Here is a 16,976-nt window from a genome sequence, read left to right on the forward strand (position 1 = left end):
TCGGTGTTGTCGGTCTAGTGCAGGGAGATGCCGCGGGTGCACGGGGCCGCGACGGCGCGGCGGCGCTGTGCCCGTAGCTGGTTCAGGCGCAGGAGGAAGGCGATGGAGACGATCACGACGATCGTCAGTGCGTAGATCTCGGTGGCGGTCCGCAGCCCCAGGGTGGTGACGGCGATGCCGCCGAGCACGGCGGGCAGGCTGTTGCCGAGGTAGCTGAAGATGTTCGCGGAGACGAAGACCGCGCTGCGCTCGTGCGGCCCGGCGATGCGGGCGAAGGTGCCGAACGTCGCAAGCACCGAGGCCCCGAAGCCGACGCCCGCGACGACGGTGCCGACGGCGGCGAGCCAGACGAGGTCCGCCACGACGCCCGCGAGCGCGGTCAGCACGCCGAGCCCGAGCAGCGCGGACGCGGGGGCCAGCAGCGAGGGCGCGGGACGGGAGCGGAGGACGGCGACCGTGAGCGCTCCGGTGCCCGCGAGCAGGGTCACCACGACGCCGCCGACCAGGCGGCTGTGCAGCCCCAGCAACTGGGCCGCGACGGACGGGCCGAGGGAGAGGAAGAGACCGGCCAGCGCCCAGCCGGCGATCATCGCGGGCACCACCGGCACGATGTCCGCGCGCAGGTGTGCGGGCAGTGCGGCCCGTGGGCGCAGGGAGGCGAGGGATCCCGGTCGGCGCGGGGAGGTTTCCGGCAGGAGGGCGGTGACCGTCGCCGCAAGCACCATGGCACCGAGCAGCAGGGCGTAGACGAGCCGGGTCGGGGCGGGACCGAACTCCACCAGGACGCCGGAGCCGAGGGCGCCGAGAGCGAGCCCGGTCAGGGGGACACCGAGGTGATGACGCCCGCGCGCCCACGGGCGTGCGGCGGTTCGAGGTCGACGAGGGTGGCGCTCAGGGTGGTCGTCGCCGCCCCGGTGGCGATGCCCTGCAGCACCCGGGCGACCGCCAGGGCGATCACGTTGCCCGCGGTGAGGAACAGGACCATCGAGACCGTCTCCAGCGCGATCGCCGCGGCGAGCACCGGTCGGCGGCCGACGTGGTCCGAGAGCGCCCCGACGACGAGCAAGGAGCTCAGCAGACCGACCACGTAGAGGGCGAAGACGACGGTCAGCACCCACGCCGAGAAGTGCCATTGCTGCTGATAGACCGGGTAGAGCGGGGACGGCACGCTGGAGGCGGCCAGGAAGACGACGAAGACGGCGGCCACGCCGAGGAAGGCGGCCCCACGGGGTACGCGGTGCCTGCCGCCCCTGCCGCCCCTGCCGTCCTCGTCGGACGGTGCGGCGGATACGGCGGATACGGCGGGGTCAGCAGAGTCAGCGGATACGGCAGAGTCGATGGACATAGCACTCTCGCAATGATCTGTGCGTTAACGGCCACCCCGAAGCTAGCACAAACGCAGCGATCGCTGCGCTGCTAGTGCAGTGATCAGTGCGATACTGGCCGGGTGTCCACTACCGATTCCCCCGCCCGCAGACGGGGAGCCGACCGGGGGGCCGCTCCGCACGAGTCCGCGCCGCCGTCCACCGGGCCGTCAAGGAACTGATCGGCGACGACCCCACCGAACCACTCACGATCCCGGTCGTCGCCGCCCGCGCGGGCGTGCACTCCACCACGGTCTACCGCCGCTGGGGCACCGTCGGCGAACTGCTCGCCGACGTCGCGACCAGCCGTTTCTCCGGCGACATCGTGGTGCCGGACACCGGCAGCCTCCGCGGGACCTGGAACGCTATGCGGCCGACCTCGCCAAGGACCTCTGCGACCCGGACACCCTCGCGCTGGTGCGCGCCACCATCGGCATCGGCGGCGAACAGGGCGCCGCCGCGTGCCGCGGAGAACGCCAGCAGCAACTCGAAGCCGTACTCGAACGGGAACGCGCGCGGGACGGGCGGCCCCCGACCCTGGAGCGCACCACGGACGCCGTGCTCGCCCCCCTCTACTACCGGGCCGTCTTCACCGACGACCCGCTCACCCCCGAGTGGACACGCTCCCTCGTGTCCCATCTCCTGCCGGGCTGACCACGCCCGACCGGGTCTTCGCGGACAACGGCCTCACCTCCCTCTCACCGGAGATCGGCAGGCTGACGCGGCTGCGCACGCTCGACCTGGGTCACAACGCGCTGGTCGCGGTCCCCGAGGAACTGGGGAAGCTGTCTGAACTCACCGACTTCCTCTACCTGCACGACAACCAACTCTCCGTACTCCCTGGGGCATTGGGCATCTCGCCCGACTGCGCTACCTCAACATCGGCGAGAACCGTCTGACCGCGCTGCCCGAAACCATCGGCGGGATGACCGGCCTGATCGAGCTGAGAGCCCAGCACAACCACCTCACCGGACTGCCCGCCTCGATCGGCCGACTCACCGGCCTGCGCGAGTTCTGGCTCCGCGGCAACTCCCTCCGCAGCCTGCCGTCATCGACGGCCCACCTCCACGCGCTGCGTCACCTGGACCTCCGCGAGAACGCGCTCACCGAGCTTCCCGCTCCCCTGGCCGGACTTCCGTCGCTACGACAGATCGACCTGCGGAGCAACCGTCTCACCCATCTCCCGGACTGGCTCCCCGAGTTGCCGTCGCTGGAGAAACTGGATCTGCGCTGGAACGGCATCGACCCTGCCGCGCCCGTGCGGATGCGGCTGGAGCGGCAGGGATGCGTGGTCCTGGTCTGATGCCTGACCTCAGGGACAGACCCGCGTCACGAGGTCGGCCAGCGCCTGCCCGAGTGGCAGGTCGACGCGGTGGGTGGCCCAGCGGTCGCCGCGCGTGGGGCCCTGGTTGACGATCAGGACCGGCGTTTCCGCGTCGGCAGCCTGTCGTACGAAGCGCAGGCCGGACATGACCGTCAGGGAGGAGCCGAGCACGAGCAGCGCGGCGGCCTCGTCGACGTGCTGCCGGCACCGGGCCACCCGCTCGGGCGGGACGTTCTCACCGAAGAAGACGACGTCCGGCTTGAGGACGCCGGTGCCGCACGCCGCACAGTCCACCACCCGGAACTCGCGGACCGCCTCGTCGGGCAGGTCCACGTCACCGTCCGGATTGACCCGCGCGGCGCGGTAGCGCTCGGCGGCCGCCTCGAACCGGGGATTGGCCGCCCGCAGCCGCCGGTCGAGCTCCGCGCGGTCGGTGAGGCGACCGCAGCTCAGACAGCGCACCCTGCCCAGACTCCCGTGGAGTTCGATGACACCGCGCGCACCCGCGGCCTGCTGCAGTCCGTCGACGTTCTGGGTGATCACGCCGGTGACGAGGCCCGCCTCCGCGAGCGTGGCCACGGCCCGGTGACCGGCGTTGGGACGGGCCCGCGTCATGGCCCGCCAGCCCAGCTGGCTGCGGGCCCAGTAGCGCTGCCGGGCCCATTCGCCGCCGACGAACTCCTGGTACGTCATGGGGGTGTGCTTGCGCAGCGAGCCGTGCTCCCCGCGGTAGTCCGGGATGCCCGACTCGGTGGAGAGGCCCGCACCGCTCAGCACCACGGCGCCGCCCGCGCGCACGGCGTCGACGACAGCGCCGATGTCGGTCGAGGCGGGAGGGAGGCCGCCGGTGGGTTCCCAGGTCAACGTGGGTCGCGTCCGCATGCCTACCAGCGTACGTATACGGCGCACCGGCTGGCCCCCGATCCGTCAGGGGGCTGTTCGCAGCACGGATTCGGGGGACAGCCGCAGCGAGAGGCGACCGTCGGCGCCCCTAGCGTGCTGTGCGTACGGAGAGCGGCCCGGCCCACGCCGAGCGGCCGACTCGCGCCGTGCCTGCCGAGTCCCGTGTGCCGACCGTCCGACGTCCGACCGTCCAGTCGCAGGAGCCGCACCCCATGAACCGGATCAACGCCCCACGCCGCGCGGTGCTCGCGCTCGGCACCGCCGCGGCCGCCGCACCCTGGCTCGGCGGCACCCGCTCCCCCGCCCGCGCCGCCGACGATCCCGGCGCGGACGACAAGGGCCTGGCCGAGCTCGGCATCACCGAGCTCCGCCGCCGGATGGCCCAGGGACGACTCGACGCCGAACAGCTCACCCGCCACTACCTGGACCGCGTCGAGCGCCTCGACCCGCTCCTCCACGCCGTCATCGAGGTCAACCCGGACGCCCTGCGCGAGGCCCGCCGCGTGGACGCCGAAGGGGACCCCCGCAAACCGCTGCACGGCATGCCCATCCTGCTCAAGGACCTGGTGGAGACCGCGGACCGGATGCACACGACGGCCGGATCGCTCGCCCTTGAGGGCCTGCGCCCCGCGGCGGACGCCACGGTCGCCGCCCGGCTGCGCGCGGCCGGGGCCGTCGTCCTCGGCAAGACCAATCTGAGCGAGTGGGCGGGCGGCATGTCCCTCACCCACCACGCGGGCTGGAGCGCCCGTGGCGGGCAGACCCGCAATCCGTACAAGCTGGACCGGTCGCCCAACGAGTCGAGCTCCGGCACCGCGGCGGCCGCCGCGGCGGGGCTGTGCGTCGCCGGGATCGGCACCGAGACGAACGGCTCGATCATCGACCCGGCCTCCGCGAACTGCGTCGTCGGCGTCAAGCCGACCGTCGGCCTGGTCGGACGCGGCGGCGTGATCCCGGGGGTGCCGAGCCAGGACAGCGTCGGGCCGATCGCGCGCACGGTGCGCGACGCCGCGATCCTGCTCGGCACTCTCGTCGGCGTCGACGGCCGTGATCCGGCGACCAGGGCGAGCCGCGGCCACTTCTTCCGCGACTACACCCGCTTCCTCGACGCGGACGGGCTGCGCGGGGCCCGCATCGGCGTCCCGCGCACGGCGTACTTCGGCTACAGCCATCACGCCGACGAGATCGCGGAGCGGGCGATCGCCACGCTGCGCAAGGCCGGGGCGACCATCGTGGACCCCGCCGACATCCCCGGCGCCGAGCGCCTCGAGGACCTGCCGAGCTCGATGGTCGTGCAGGCGTACGAGATCAAACGCGCGCTCAACGCCTACCTGGCCGGGGCGCCCGGCGACCATCCGCGCAGCCTCGCGGAGCTGATCGCGTTCAACCGCGCGCACGCCGACCGCGAGCTCCGCTACGTACAGCAGGACGGCCTGGAGACCGTGCACCGGCTGGACTTCACCGAACGCGAGTACCGCAAGGCTCTGGCCACCAACCACCGGCTCTCGCGCGCCGAGGGCATCGACGCGGTGCTGCGCCGGTTCCGGCTCGACGCGCTCGTCATGCCGACCACGGGACCGCCCGCCAAGATCGACCTGATCCGCGGGGACAGCTACGGCGGCGGCTCGTCGACGCCCGCCGCACTCGCCGGGTACCCCGCGGTCAGCGTCCCGGCAGGCTTCGCCTCGGGCCTGCCCGTCGGTCTGACCTTCATGGGCACGGCCTGGAGCGAGCCGGTCCTGCTGCGCCTCGCTCACGCCTACGAACAGGCGAGCCGCGTCCGCCGACCGCCCACCTACCGCCCGGCCGACGTGGGTTTCTGACACGGCGTACGGAGCCCCTGCGCCCGGGAGTAGATTCGTGCGGCATGCAGGCAGTGGTGATCGGAGACAAGGGTGCGTTCCGGCTCGTGGAGCGCGCGGATCCGGTGGCCGGGCCAGGGGCGACTATCCGGCGCCGCCCGGCTGGCCGGACGACATCCCCGGGCTCGAGATCGCCGGTGAGGTCGAGCGGACAGGCGCTGGCGTCACGGGTGTGGGTGTCGGTGACCGGGTGATGGCCCTCGTGGGCGGTGGGGGCCATGCGGAGCGGATCGTGGTGCCCGCCGACATCCTCCTTCCGGTTCCGGCGGGGCTGTCCTGGCCGGAGGCGGCGGGCTTTCCTGAGGCGTTCAGCACGGCCTGGGACGCGCTGGTCCTTCAGGCCCAGGTGCGCGCGGGCGACCAGGTCCTGGTCACCGGGGCCGCTGGTGGGGTCGGCACGGCCATGGTGCAGGTGGCCGCCGCTTCCGGCGCCCACGTGGTGGCCAGTGTGCGGCGGCCCGAACTGCACGACCGCGTCAGGGGACTTGCCCTCGACGCCCCCGACGGCCCCGTCGGCGGCGTGGAGGTGGTGCTCCCCGGTGCGGAGCGCGACCGCGCACCGTACGACGTCATCGTCGAACTGGTCGGCGGGGACGACTGCTTGGCGCGGGTCGAACTCCTGCGTACGGGCGGAAAGATCCTCGTCGTGGGGGTCCAGGGCGGGGCGGTGGCTCCCTTGCGCATGTTCGATCTGATGCTCGCGCGCGCCCAGTTGATCGGCACCACCATCAGGGGCCGCTCCCCCGCGGAGAAGTCGCTCCTCGCGGCCGAGGTGCGCACCCGCGTCGTCGCGCTGCTGGCCGAAGGCCGGTTGCGCGTACCCGTCGACACCGCCCTCCCGCTGGAGCGCTACGCGGAGGCGTACGCCCGGCTCGGCGGCCCCGGGAAGTTCGGCAAGGTCGTCATGACCGGACCCGGCAGCCGCTAGCTCTGGGCCGTGGGCCGTACGACGATCTCGTTCACGTCGACGGCGGCGGGCTGCCCGATGGCGTAGGCGATCGCCCGGGCGATCGCGTCGGGCGGGATCGCGACGCGATCCCTGGCCGCCGAGATCTCCGCCCTGACCCGCTCGTTGGTCGACGCCTCGGCGAATTCGGTGCCGATCATGCCGGGCGAGACCGTGGTCACCCGCAGGGAGTCCCCGGCTTCCTGGCGCAGCCCTTCGCAGATGGTCCGCACCGCGACCTTCGTTCCCGCGTAGACGGCCATGTTCGGCACGATGCGGAACGCCGCGGTGGAGCCGGTGGTGATGAAGTGGCCGCTCCCCTGCGCCCGGAAGACCGGCAGCGCGGCACCGATCCCGTGCAGCAGCCCTTTGATGTTCACGTCGACCAGGTGGTCCCACTCGTCGACGCGCAGGTCGTCGAGCGGCGAGAGCGTCCCCACCCCCGCGTTGCTGATCAGCACGTCGAGGCGGCCGAACCGCTCGACGGCCAGCGCGACCAGGGCGTGCAGGTCATCCCGCCTGGTCACATCGGTGCGCAGGTGCACGGCCTCGCCACCCGCGTCCCCGATCCTGTCCGCCACGGCCGCGAGGCGCTCGACCCCGCGGCCGCCCAGGACGACCCGCGCACCCTGCTCGGCGAGCAGCAATGCCGTCGCCTCGCCGATGCCGCTGCCCGCGCCCGTGATCGCCACGACCTTGCCTTCGATTCCCGACATTTCGATACCTGACATGGGGTCCCTCGTTTCTCTCCCGCTGCGGCTTCTGCCACCGTCAGTCTGCGAGAGCCGGACCCTGGTATACAGAACGTGTTCATCCTGGAATAAGAGGTGCCATCCGTCATGCCGCAAGGTCCCGAACAACGCCGTGAACTGGGCGCTTTCCTGCGCAGTCGCAGGGAGCGCGTCTCCCCTGACGAGGTCGGCCTGCCTCTTACCGGCCGACGCCGCACGCCGGGGCTGCGCAGGGAGGAACTCGCGCTGCTCGCCGGGATCAGCGCCACCTGGTACACGTACTTGGAGCAGGGCAGGGACATCCGCGCCTCGGACCAGGTGCTCGACGCCCTCGCCCGGACGCTCCGGCTCGACCAGGGCGAACACGACCATCTCCGGCGGCTCGCGGGCCACGCGCGCCCGGCCGGGGCCGAGACCGAGGTGCCCGCGCCGCTCCCCTCCGAGGTGGCGGCCGTCCCCCGGCTGCTCCAGCCGCAGCCCGCGTACATCATCGACGGCACGTACGACGTGCTCAGTCACAACCGGGCGGCGGAGGAACTCTTCCCCCACCTCACCGAAGCCCCAGGCACACCGTCGAACTTCGCCCGCTGGACGTTCCTCGATCCCGCGGCCCGCGACGTGGTGGTCGACTGGGAGGCGGAGGCGCGGGGCCTGCTCGCCCGGCTGCGGACACTGGCAGGACGCCATCCCGACGACCCGCGCTACCGCGCGCTCGTCGACGAGTTGAAGGCCGGTAGCAAGGAAGTACGGGCGTGGTGGCCCCGGTACGACGTACAGGTCAGGCACGGCGGGCGGAAACGGCTGCGGCGGCCGGGACCGGGGGTGACCGAGTACGCGTACACGGCGTTCCATCTGGCCGAGCAGCCCGATCACACCCTGGTGATCTACGTCGCCGATGGTGCGTCGGAAGGGAACGGCGGCGCGCTCTGATCGGAAGGGCCCGGCGGCAGGCTCTGATCAGCCCGGACGCTCACCGGTGAAGGGCGCGTATTCGTCTCCCCCCGGCATGTGCGCCGTGCTTCGATGCCCGGTACCGGCGGCACCGACGCCAGGAGGAATCCGTCATGAGCGTGCTGTCCACCCGCCTTACGGAGAGGTTCGCCGTCCGCTACCCGTTCGCCTGTGCCGGGATGGCCTTCGCGGGCGGCACCGCCGACCTCGCCGTGGCGGTCTCCACGGCGGGCGGGATCGGCGCGGTGGGGGCCGGGCTCATGCCCGCGGACCGGCTCAGGCAGATCGTTCGCGAGATCCGCGCGCGGGCGGGGAGCGCGCCCTTCCACGTCAACCTGATCACGTACTTCGACACCGCCGACAGCGTCCGCGTCTGTGTCGAGGAGCGGGTGCCGATCGTGTCCTTCCACTGGGGGCACCCACCGGCCGAGCAGCTCAAGTACCTGCGCGAGGCCGGGATCTCGGTGTGGGAACAGGTCGCGTCCGCCGAAGCGGCCGAGCGCGCCGCCGACGACGGCGTGGAGGTCGTCGTCGCCCAGGGCTGGGAGGCGGGCGGGCACAACTACGGCGGCCTGCCCACCATGGTCGGCGTGCCCGAGATCGTGGACGCCGTGGGCGAGCGCGCCCTCGTCCTCGCGGCGGGCGGGATCAGCGAAGGACGCCAGGTCGCCGCCGCGCTGTGCCTGGGCGCCGACGGCGTATGGGTGGGCACGCGCCTTGTCGCGTCGCAGGAGGCCGACGTGCATCCGGAGCACCACCGGCGGCTGGTCTCCGCCCTGGGCCAGGACACCGTGCGGACCGCGGTCTTCGGCCCCGAGTGGCCGGAGTTCAACCCGATGCGGGTGCAGCGCGACCGGGTGGTGGCCGAGTGGCACGAACGGCTCGCCGAGGTACCGACCGACCGTGCCGCGCTCGAACAGGTGGGCACCACGGTCTTCCAGGGAGAGGAGACGGTGCTGCGCAAGTTCAACGTGCTGCCCCCGACCCCCGCGACCGTGGCCGACTGGGAGGAGATGCCGTGGCTGATGGGGCAGGGCGTCGGCCTCATCCATGACGTCAGGCCCGCCGGGGACATCGTGCGGGACATGATGGACCAGGCTGAACACGTACTGACCCGCTTCCGGGCCGACCTCTGACGAGCGGTTCTCAGGGTCCTCAGGAGCGAAGGCCCTCCGTCGTCACCGCCTGAGCGGTCGCCCGCGCCGCGCGGGCGTCGGCCGCGCGGTTCACCAGCAGCACCGTCAGGTGCGCGACGACCGCGGTGAGCACGATCAGCGGCATCTGGTCGTACGCGTCCTCGCCCATCAGCAGCACGGTGAGCACCGCGCTGCACAGCGGAAGGCCCATCACCGCCGTCGCCGCGGCGCAGATGCCGAGCGCGAGGGCCGGAGTCGTACCGAGGCCGGGAAGTCCCGCGCAGGCCAGGGCCGCCGCCGCGCCGAGCAGCAGGGCGGGGAAGATCGGTCCGCCGCGCAGGCTCCCGAGGCTGATGCTCCAGGCGAGTCCCTTGCAGACGACCAGGGCGAGCAGCGCCGCCACGGACCACGCGCCCGGGTCCGCCGCGAGATGGCCGAGGGTCGCCTGGCCGGAGAGCGCGGCTTCTTCCGGGGAGCGCCCCGTGATCAGCGCGTACGCGGTGAGGCAGCCGCCCACCGCGACGGCGCAGCCGACCGTGCGGACCGCGGTGTGTTCGCCGCCCGTCCAGCGCCCTGTCACCCGGCCGAGCCGCCGGGTCAGCGCGACGCCGCCCGCGATGAGCGCGGCGAGCGGGATGCCCCACAGGAAGTCGCCCGCGTCGGGGTTGGCCACGGGCGGCACGGTGGGCAGTCCGAGCCCGCCGATGGAGAGGCCCGTCCAGGCGCCGAAGCCGGTGAAGACCACCGCTCCCGCGGCGCTCGCGGTGAGGCAGGGCAGCAGCAGGACGACTAGGCGGGCACCGGCAAGGCCTGCCGCCTCGACGACGAGGAGTGCCGCGACGACAGGACCGCCGAGGATCGTGGAGATGGCCGCCGTGGATCCGGCGGTGGCGACGAGTGCCGTCGTCTGCGGATCGCTCGCGCCCTTGATGCGTCGTACGGCCAGCAGGGCGAGCCCGCTGCCCACCGCCATGAGCGGCGCTTCGGGCCCGAGGACCACGCCGAACGGCAGCGTCATGAGCGCCGCGAGGACGACGCCCGGCAGTTCGCGCGGGCCGATGGGCGCCCCGCCGAGGCCGTTCACCGGCAGGTGCCCGCCGCCGCCCGGCGCCCGGGAGACGATCGGGGCCAGGAGCAGTCCGGCGAGCGCGAGGGCGGGCAGGGGCCACCACCAGGGCGCTTCCCGGTAGCCCATGGCCTTGGGGAGGTTCGTCCAGACCTCGTGCTGGAGCCAGTGCTGCAGTCCCACGAAGAAGAAGCAGGCGAGCGCGATGAGCACGCCGAAGACGAGGGAGAGCAGGAGCATCCGGAGGTAGCGGCCGCTGAGCAGGATCCGGTACGGGGCATCCGGCGGAACGTCGGGCCCCGCGTCCTCGGTGGGGTGGCTGGCCGCGGGGCCTTCGGCGGCGGTCACGCGCTGCCTGCCCGTGCGGCGCGCCGAGAGCCGGATCCCGTGCACACAGCCATGGCGACCATCCAAGGACCGTTCAGGACGAAGGGACGAAGGGGCGGCGGGGCGGCGGGGCGGCGTGGTCAGCCCCGGCTCACCGCGCTGCGGGCCACCGAGGACAGTAGCGAACCGATGGCGACGCCGATGAGCAGGTAGACGGCCGCGGTGCCGATCTTCGCGGGGAGGGACGCCGCCGCGGTGAAGGGAAGCAGCACCATGACCGCCGTGGCGAGCGCGACGATCCAGGCGAAGAACCGCTCGGGGCGCGGGGTCCCCGCGATCAGCAGGTGCAGCAGCGCGGTCGCCGCGAGCGCCGCGACGGCGGCGCCGCCTGCCAGGGCGCCCGTGGTGGCGTCGCCCATGGCGCCGTCGCTCTCGGGTGCGAACACGGCGATGCCGAGCACACCGCGTACGAGCATCAGCGCGACGACGGCGGTGAGCGCGGCGACCACCGCGGTCATCACGCCGCCCGCCCACAGCCGCCCTGCGTCGAGGCGCGGCCCCGCGGGCGGCAGGGGCGTCGGATCGGGCGAGGGCGGCGGGACGCTGTAGGGCGCGGTCGACCGGCCGTAAGGGCTGTTCGGTGATTCCACGAGGGCGATTCCTTTTGCGGGAGGGGGAATTCAGGCGAGCAGTTTCGTCTTGGCCTGGGCGAATTCGTCGTCGGTGAGTGCGCCGGAGTCGTGCAGTTGGGCGAGCCGGACGAGTTCGTCGGTACCGCTCGATCCGCTCGCGCCGTTCGATCCGCTCGATCCGCTCTGTTGCCCGTCCGCGGCCGTCTTGCGGATGTAGTCCTGGAAGGCCGCCTCCGCCTTCCGTGACCGGTCGACGTCCCGTTGCCCCATGCCGCGTCCGCGCACGATCACGTAGACCAGCACGCCGAGGTACGGGAGCACGATGCAGAAGATCAGCCAGCCCGCCTTGGCCCAACCGCTCAGTTCCTCGTCGCGGAAGACGTCCATGACGACCCTGAAGAGCAGGAAGAGCCACATGATCCAGAGGAAGAAGAACAGCATCGTGAGAAAGAGGTCGAGAAGCGGATAGTCGTCCATGACGTCCTCTTTTCCGTCGCCGCACAGAGGTTTTCCCTCGCCGCGCACATCGCGGACTAAAAGGGACGAAGGGGGTGCGGACAGTGCTTCGAAGTATCACCGCGCCCTGGGATTCGCGCATTTCCGGGACGCCGGTTCGCGCACTTCGGGACGCCGGTTCGCGCAGTCACCTGATTGGCTGACCCGCCTCGCCTCGGGGCCCCGCGGACGATCCCCTGGGCAGCACGGACATGCGGCGAGGAGGCGACCGTGGCGCAGGACGACGGACCGGCCACCGGGCGCGGCGTCCCGACCGGTGGCCCCGTTACCACCCCACTCGGCACCTCGACCCAAGGAGACCTCTGATGCGCAAGACTGCCCGGACCCGCGCCGCCCTCGTGACGGGCTGCCTGCTGCTCGCCGGTGTCGCCGCGGGATGCGGCGACGACAACGACGACAAGCCCGACCCGATGCGGGGCCAGCAGTGGGCCCTGGACGCCCTCAAGCTGCCCGACGCCTGGCAGAAGGCGAAGGGCGACGACACGGTGATCGCCATCGTCGACAGCGGCGTCGATCTGGACCACCCGGACCTCAAGGACCGCCTTGTGGACGGCTACGACTTCGTGGACGGGGACAAGCGCCCCGAGGACGGGTTCGGTCACGGCACGCACGTGGCGGGCATCGCGGCGGCGGACACCGACAACGGCAAGGGCATCGCGGGCGGGGCGCCTGGCGCGAAGATCATGCCCGTCCGGGTGATGGGCGACGACGGCAGCGGCAGCAACGCCAACATCACCAAGGGCATCGTCTGGGCCGCCGACAACGGCGCCGACGTCATCAACCTCTCCCTCGGCGAGGGCCCGTTGATGTCGAACCTGCTGCAGGGCGGCATCCTCAACCGGGCCATCCAGCACGCCCACGACAAGGGCGCCGTGGTGGTGGCCGCCGCCGGGAACGACGGCGCGGACACCCAGCCGTACAAGGTCGGGACGCCGGTCCTCGTGGTCGGTGCGAGCGACGAGAAGGGCCGCCCCGCGGACTTCTCCAACTTCGGTGCGCAGAACGCCGTTTCGGCCCCCGGCGTGCAGATCCTCTCCACGCTGCCCACGTACACCGTCAAGCTCACGGCGAAGAACGACACGGGCTACGGAAAGCTCGACGGCACCTCGATGGCGGCGCCCCACGTCGCGGCGGTCGCCGCGCTCCTGCACCAGCAGGGCAAGGACCCCGACGCCATCATGAAGACCATCCGCGGCACGACCACGGACCCCGGATCCCAGAAGCGGCTCGGCCTCGGCGTGGTCGACGCCAAGGCGGCGGTCGACGCGGCGGACGACTGAGCACCCTCACCAGCTCTCCGTCTCCGCCGCGGGCGGCAGCCGGGGCGACACGTGCCGCTCGCGTGCGCGCACCCGCATCGCGAGCAGCGGAAACACCAGGACGGAGATCATCGCCGCGCCGACCAGGGCGGCCGCCGTGCTCTCGCTCAGCACCTCGTCGTCGACGCCGATCGCCGTGATGGCGACGACGAGCGGCAGACAGGTGGCGGAGTACAGCGACAGCGCCCTGCGGCTGAGGGGCGACAGGTCCCGGGGCGCGAGCAGATAGGCGGGCAGCCCGCGTACGACCACGAACAGGACCAGGAAGACGGGCACCAGCAACAGCGCGCGCCCGCCGTCCAGGAGCGAGGCGAGGTCGAACTGGATGCCGGTGGTGATGAAGAAGAGCGGCACGAGGAACCCAAAACCCATCGCCTCCACCTTTTCGAGCACCTGCTCGCTGCTCTCGGGGACCGAGCCCTGGAGCACGAGCCTTGTGAGCAGCCCCGCGGCGAAGGCGCCGAGGAGCACGTCGAGTCCGAACGCCTGTGACAGCGCGAGCATCGCGACCAGGAGCAGCATCACGAAGCGGACCGCGAACTGCCCGCTGGTGTGCAGCGTCGCCCGGATGACCTGGCTGAACCAGGGCGGGCGCGGGCGCAGCGCCCAGCCGACGGCGGCCGCGGTGATGGCGGCGAAGACGACGAGGACGACCGTGGACACCCCGGGGTCGCGGCCGCTGAGCAGCACGGACATCGCGATGATCGGCCCGAACTCACCGAGCGCCCCGAACGCCATCATCACCGTGCCGAACCGGCCCTCCAGGTCCCCGCTGTCCCGCAGGATCGGCAGCACCGTGCCGAGCGCCGTGCTGGTCAGCGCCGTACCGATGATCACCGTGCGGGCCAGGTCGAGGCCGGTCAGGGCCAGCGCGCCCGCGAGGCCGAGCAGCAGCGAGACCACCCAGGCCCGCCCGGCCCTGCGCAGGGTGTCCCCGCGGATGGCGCCGAACTCGATCTCGTACCCGGCCAGGAAGATCAGCATGGAGAGACCGAGGTCCGAGAGGGCCTCGACGACCTCGTCGCTGTGCGCCCAGCCGAGCACGTCGGGGCCGATCAGGATGCCGAGCACGATCTCGAAGATGACCACGGGGATCCGGATCCACCGCCCCGTCCCGTGCGCGAGCAGCGGGGCGAGGACGGCGGCCGCCATGATCAGGATGAGTGTCCCTGCGTGGTCCACGCCGTCCCCCTGCTCCGCGCCGGTTCGTGTTCGTTTCGACCATCGACGAGGCGGACGCCCGGCGCATGCGAGAACGGACCGTGCGGGTGAGACTGGGGCTTCCGGCGTACCGAACCGCCGGGGAACGGCGGTGCGCGCCACGGTGAAGGACCCTACGGACGACAAGAGGACACACTGGCACCGGCCCGCCCTGCTCGCGGCGGCGTCGGTGGTCATGGTCACGGCGTACTTCCTGCTGCCGCTGCACCTGTTCGGCCCGCACCGCCCGCTCCTGAGCTGGCTCGTGTTCGTCGCCGGGCTCGCGCTGGTCGCCGTCGGGCTGCTCCGGCAGATCCAGCACGTGCTCGCCGACCGGACCGGCACCAGACCGGCCTGGATGATCACCGGCCTGATGTGCCTGACGGTCCTGCTGTTCTCGTCCGCGTACTACGTGCTCGCGCGGCAGCAGGGCCAGTTCATCGGGCTGCGCACGCGCGTGGACGCGCTGTACTTCACCGTCGTCACGCTCGCCACGGTCGGCTACGGGGACATCAGCCCGAGCGGCCAGACGGCACGCGTCCTCACGCTCCTGCAACTGCTCTACAGCTTCATCTTCCTCACCGCGGGGGCGACCACCCTGACGAAGCTGCTGCGCGGCAGGATCGTGCGGCGCGGCAAGCCCTAGGGGGAGATTCCCCCAGGACTCCCCCGCCTCGGCTCAGACGCCTGCGCGTTCGTGCCGGCGCAGCAGCGGCAGCACACGGGTGTAGAAGATCCGCATCTCCTCCCGGGTCGGCCAGCCCGAGAAGATGAACTCGCTGATCCCGGCCAGCTTGTACTCGTAGAGATACGCCGCGACTTCCTCGTAGCTGCCCACCACGCAGAGGGCAGGGCCGCCGCGATATGCCACGGCACCGGAGAACAGCATGGGAGAGAGCCAGTCGGCGTCCGCGGACTCGGCCAGTTGGAAGGACGTGTTCACTGCCACGGAATCGGAGGATGCCACGGCGGCCGCGATCCGTTTCCGGTGTTCTTCGTCGGGATCGCGCATCATGTCCGCGAGATCCGCCAGTGCTTGCGCACGGGTTTCCCTCGCCAGCACGTGCATGCGCGTTCCCACCCGGCCGCCCTGCGCCAGGACGGGCTTCGCCGCGGCGGCCATTCCCTCGGGAGTGTCGCCGTACCGCAGCCAGCAGTCGCCGTGGTCCACGGCGGTCTGTTGGGCCACGTCGGACGCCCCGCTGATGTATATCTCGGGACGGCCTCCGCCCTTGTATCCCAGGCCGACCTGTGCGCCCTCGATGCGATAGTGCTCGCCCTCGTAGGACAGCGGGGTCTCACCGCGCCAGAACCGGTGGAGGATGTCCAGGAACTCGTTGGAGCGTGCGTAGCGCTCGTCGTGGGCGAGGAAGTCTCCGTAATACGCCTGCTCGGCCGGGGAGGTACCGGCGACCAGGTTGAGGGAGATCCGCCCGTCCGACATCCACGAGACCGTGTTGACCACCTGGGCGAAGAGCGTCGGTGGGAGCAGCCCGGGACGGTAGGCGACGAGGAACTTGACGCGTCGGGTCTCGCGGACCAGGGCGCCGAGCATCGGGAGCGGATCAGGCATGTGGAAGCCGATCCCCATGAGGAGCGAGTCGACGCCCAGGCGGTCCGCCTCCTGCGCGAAGTCGACGATCTCGTCGAAGTCGAGCTGGCCGACCTGGTACTTCCCCGACGCCTTCTGCTGTCCGCTGAGTGGCGAGTTCCAGTGCACTCTCAGCTCGTTCGAGTCCGACTGCTCGTTCGAGTCCGGCTGCGGTTGGCTTGACAAGCCGCTGACGATCACGTTCTCACCTTCCGATCGCCGCGCCCTCGGGCGAGTTCGCCGGCGTGGCGTACCCGGTGGTCGCCGCCTCGGTGGTGTCGGCGCCCTCCTGGAGCTGGAAGAGCGAGCCGAACGGGCGCTCCGCGAGCGGGAGACGCCATGCCCCGGCTTCCACCCGTGCCGTGTCGGACACGCTGCCGCGCAGCAGTTTCACCCCGGGCTCGTTGTGCCCGGCGTGCGAACCGAAGTGGATCGGGTAGGCGTCAGCCGCCCGGTAGGCCGGCAGGTAGGCGCGGCGGTACCGGTCGGAGCGGTTCGGGGACGAGTAGTGCAGGAGCAGGCAGTGGATGAAGACGACGCTGCCCGCGGGCGCCTCGATGGGCACGGCGAGGGCCGGGTCGGGGGCGCCCGCGCCCGTCACCTTGCCGCGGAAGTGACCGTCTACGTAGTGGTCGGCGAGGCCGCGCAGATGAGAGCCGGGGACGGCCTGGAGCGCTGAGTTCTCGGTGGTGGTGTCGTCGAGGTAGACGAGGGCCGTCACCAGGTCGGTGTTGGTGTGGGGGTAGTAGGCGAAGTCTTGGTGCCACTCCACGACACTGCCCACGTGCGGGGCCTTGAGGTGGAGCTTGCTGTAGTGGAACAGGATGTCGGGGCCGATGAGCGCCTCGACCTGGTCGAGCAGTTCGGGGTGGGCGGCGGCCCGCTCGAACGCGGGGTGCTGTTTGGTGGGTGACCAGATCCGGCGGGCCACTCCGTTGTCGCCCGGCTCCACTTCGGCAACGGAGCCGATGTCGGGGACGGCCAGGATCTCCGTGATGGCGGTGTTGAGCTCGGCCACCTCGCTCGGCTCGAAGAGACGCTCGGCGACCGCGAAGCCGTTCTCGCGGTACTCCTTGACGAGCGCGGCCGTGTCGGGTGCGGACATGTG

The 16,976-nt window shown here is 71.9% G+C and carries 19 protein-coding genes; 9 read left to right on the forward strand and 10 right to left on the reverse strand.

What is annotated here, in order from left to right; translation table 11 throughout:
- Window positions 1–14 precede the first annotated feature (14 nt).
- The gene (locus tag CP970_RS44610) at window positions 15–779 is read right to left on the reverse strand and encodes an MFS transporter (protein ID WP_224058125.1); all 765 of its coding nucleotides are present in this window, start codon (window positions 777–779) and stop codon (window positions 15–17) included.
- A gap of 38 nt (window positions 780–817) precedes the next feature.
- Window positions 818–1,345 (reverse strand): MFS transporter, encoded by a 528-nt coding sequence (locus CP970_RS44615; RefSeq protein WP_224058127.1) that lies wholly within the window; start codon window positions 1,343–1,345, stop codon window positions 818–820.
- Window positions 1,346–1,424: 79 nt separating this feature from the next.
- Between CP970_RS44615 and CP970_RS00825 the strand changes: the two genes are divergently transcribed.
- From CP970_RS00825 to CP970_RS45700, 3 genes are read left to right on the forward strand one after another with little or no spacing between them, the layout of a single operon-like run.
- Window positions 1,425–2,018 (forward strand): TetR-like C-terminal domain-containing protein, encoded by a 594-nt coding sequence (locus tag CP970_RS00825; protein ID WP_398654363.1) that lies wholly within the window; start codon window positions 1,425–1,427, stop codon window positions 2,016–2,018.
- On the forward strand, window positions 1,979–2,263 hold the full coding sequence (locus CP970_RS45695) for a hypothetical protein (protein WP_317987136.1): 285 nt from the start codon (window positions 1,979–1,981) through the stop codon (window positions 2,261–2,263). Before CP970_RS00825 ends, CP970_RS45695 begins: the two co-directional genes overlap by 40 nt.
- A 26-nt stretch (window positions 2,264–2,289) precedes the next feature.
- Entirely contained in the window at window positions 2,290–2,667 is a 378-nt protein-coding gene (locus CP970_RS45700) for a leucine-rich repeat domain-containing protein (RefSeq protein WP_317987137.1), read from the forward strand.
- A 9-nt stretch (window positions 2,668–2,676) separates the two neighbouring features.
- Here the strand turns inward: CP970_RS45700 and CP970_RS00835 are convergent, their stop codons facing one another.
- Window positions 2,677–3,570, reverse strand: a complete 894-nt coding sequence (locus CP970_RS00835; protein WP_055544578.1) for an NAD-dependent protein deacetylase — start codon at window positions 3,568–3,570, stop codon at window positions 2,677–2,679.
- Between the two features lie 233 nt (window positions 3,571–3,803).
- Here CP970_RS00835 and CP970_RS00840 point away from each other — a divergent pair, with 233 nt between their 5' ends.
- Both CP970_RS00840 and CP970_RS00845 read left to right on the forward strand, forming a co-directional pair.
- Complete coding sequence (locus CP970_RS00840; RefSeq protein ID WP_055544577.1) at window positions 3,804–5,414, forward strand: amidase; 1,611 nt, start codon at window positions 3,804–3,806, stop codon at window positions 5,412–5,414.
- 37 nt (window positions 5,415–5,451) lie between these two features.
- Window positions 5,452–6,381, forward strand: coding sequence for a zinc-binding dehydrogenase (locus tag CP970_RS00845; protein ID WP_107098837.1), 930 nt, complete (start codon window positions 5,452–5,454; stop codon window positions 6,379–6,381).
- Here the strand turns inward: CP970_RS00845 and CP970_RS00850 are convergent.
- Entirely contained in the window at window positions 6,378–7,115 is a 738-nt protein-coding gene (locus tag CP970_RS00850; RefSeq protein WP_055544576.1) for an SDR family oxidoreductase, read from the reverse strand. The two genes, CP970_RS00845 and CP970_RS00850, sit on opposite strands and share 4 nt — an antisense overlap.
- 123 nt (window positions 7,116–7,238) lie before the next feature.
- On the opposite strand from CP970_RS00850, the gene CP970_RS00855 reads away from it, so the two are divergent.
- A complete protein-coding gene (locus CP970_RS00855; protein WP_055544575.1) occupies window positions 7,239–8,060 on the forward strand; it encodes a helix-turn-helix transcriptional regulator in 822 nt (273 codons plus the stop codon).
- A gap of 134 nt (window positions 8,061–8,194) precedes the next feature.
- Window positions 8,195–9,217 (forward strand): NAD(P)H-dependent flavin oxidoreductase, encoded by a 1,023-nt coding sequence (locus tag CP970_RS00860; protein ID WP_055544574.1) that lies wholly within the window; start codon window positions 8,195–8,197, stop codon window positions 9,215–9,217.
- Window positions 9,218–9,236: 19 nt separating this feature from the next.
- On the opposite strand, the gene CP970_RS00865 is transcribed toward CP970_RS00860, so the two are convergent.
- The 3 genes from CP970_RS00865 to CP970_RS00875 form a co-directional block, all read right to left on the reverse strand.
- Window positions 9,237–10,676 (reverse strand): chloride channel protein, encoded by a 1,440-nt coding sequence (locus CP970_RS00865; protein ID WP_398654367.1) that lies wholly within the window; start codon window positions 10,674–10,676, stop codon window positions 9,237–9,239.
- Window positions 10,677–10,750: 74 nt separating this feature from the next.
- Window positions 10,751–11,260, reverse strand: a complete 510-nt coding sequence (locus tag CP970_RS00870; protein ID WP_055544573.1) for a DUF6069 family protein — start codon at window positions 11,258–11,260, stop codon at window positions 10,751–10,753.
- Between the two features lie 30 nt (window positions 11,261–11,290).
- Entirely contained in the window at window positions 11,291–11,719 is a 429-nt protein-coding gene (locus CP970_RS00875) for an SHOCT domain-containing protein (RefSeq protein WP_055544572.1), read from the reverse strand.
- A 344-nt stretch (window positions 11,720–12,063) separates the two neighbouring features.
- Here CP970_RS00875 and CP970_RS00880 point away from each other — a divergent pair, with 344 nt between their 5' ends.
- The gene (locus CP970_RS00880; RefSeq protein WP_055544571.1) at window positions 12,064–13,038 is read left to right on the forward strand and encodes a S8 family serine peptidase; all 975 of its coding nucleotides are present in this window, start codon (window positions 12,064–12,066) and stop codon (window positions 13,036–13,038) included.
- A 6-nt stretch (window positions 13,039–13,044) separates the two neighbouring features.
- Here the strand turns inward: CP970_RS00880 and CP970_RS00885 are convergent, their stop codons facing one another.
- Window positions 13,045–14,259, reverse strand: a complete 1,215-nt coding sequence (locus tag CP970_RS00885) for a cation:proton antiporter (protein WP_055544570.1) — start codon at window positions 14,257–14,259, stop codon at window positions 13,045–13,047.
- 130 nt (window positions 14,260–14,389) lie between these two features.
- Here CP970_RS00885 and CP970_RS00890 point away from each other — a divergent pair, with 130 nt between their 5' ends.
- Entirely contained in the window at window positions 14,390–14,923 is a 534-nt protein-coding gene (locus CP970_RS00890) for a potassium channel family protein (protein ID WP_398654369.1), read from the forward strand.
- Window positions 14,924–14,956: 33 nt separating this feature from the next.
- On the opposite strand, the gene CP970_RS00895 is transcribed toward CP970_RS00890, so the two are convergent.
- Window positions 14,957–16,054 (reverse strand): LLM class flavin-dependent oxidoreductase, encoded by a 1,098-nt coding sequence (locus tag CP970_RS00895; protein ID WP_224058129.1) that lies wholly within the window; start codon window positions 16,052–16,054, stop codon window positions 14,957–14,959.
- A 19-nt stretch (window positions 16,055–16,073) separates the two neighbouring features.
- Entirely contained in the window at window positions 16,074–16,973 is a 900-nt protein-coding gene (locus CP970_RS00900; protein ID WP_055544569.1) for a phytanoyl-CoA dioxygenase family protein, read from the reverse strand.
- Window positions 16,974–16,976 lie beyond the last annotated feature (3 nt).

It is taken from the genome of Streptomyces kanamyceticus, from assembly GCF_008704495.1.
In the GTDB taxonomy this organism is placed as follows: domain Bacteria; phylum Actinomycetota; class Actinomycetes; order Streptomycetales; family Streptomycetaceae; genus Streptomyces; species Streptomyces kanamyceticus.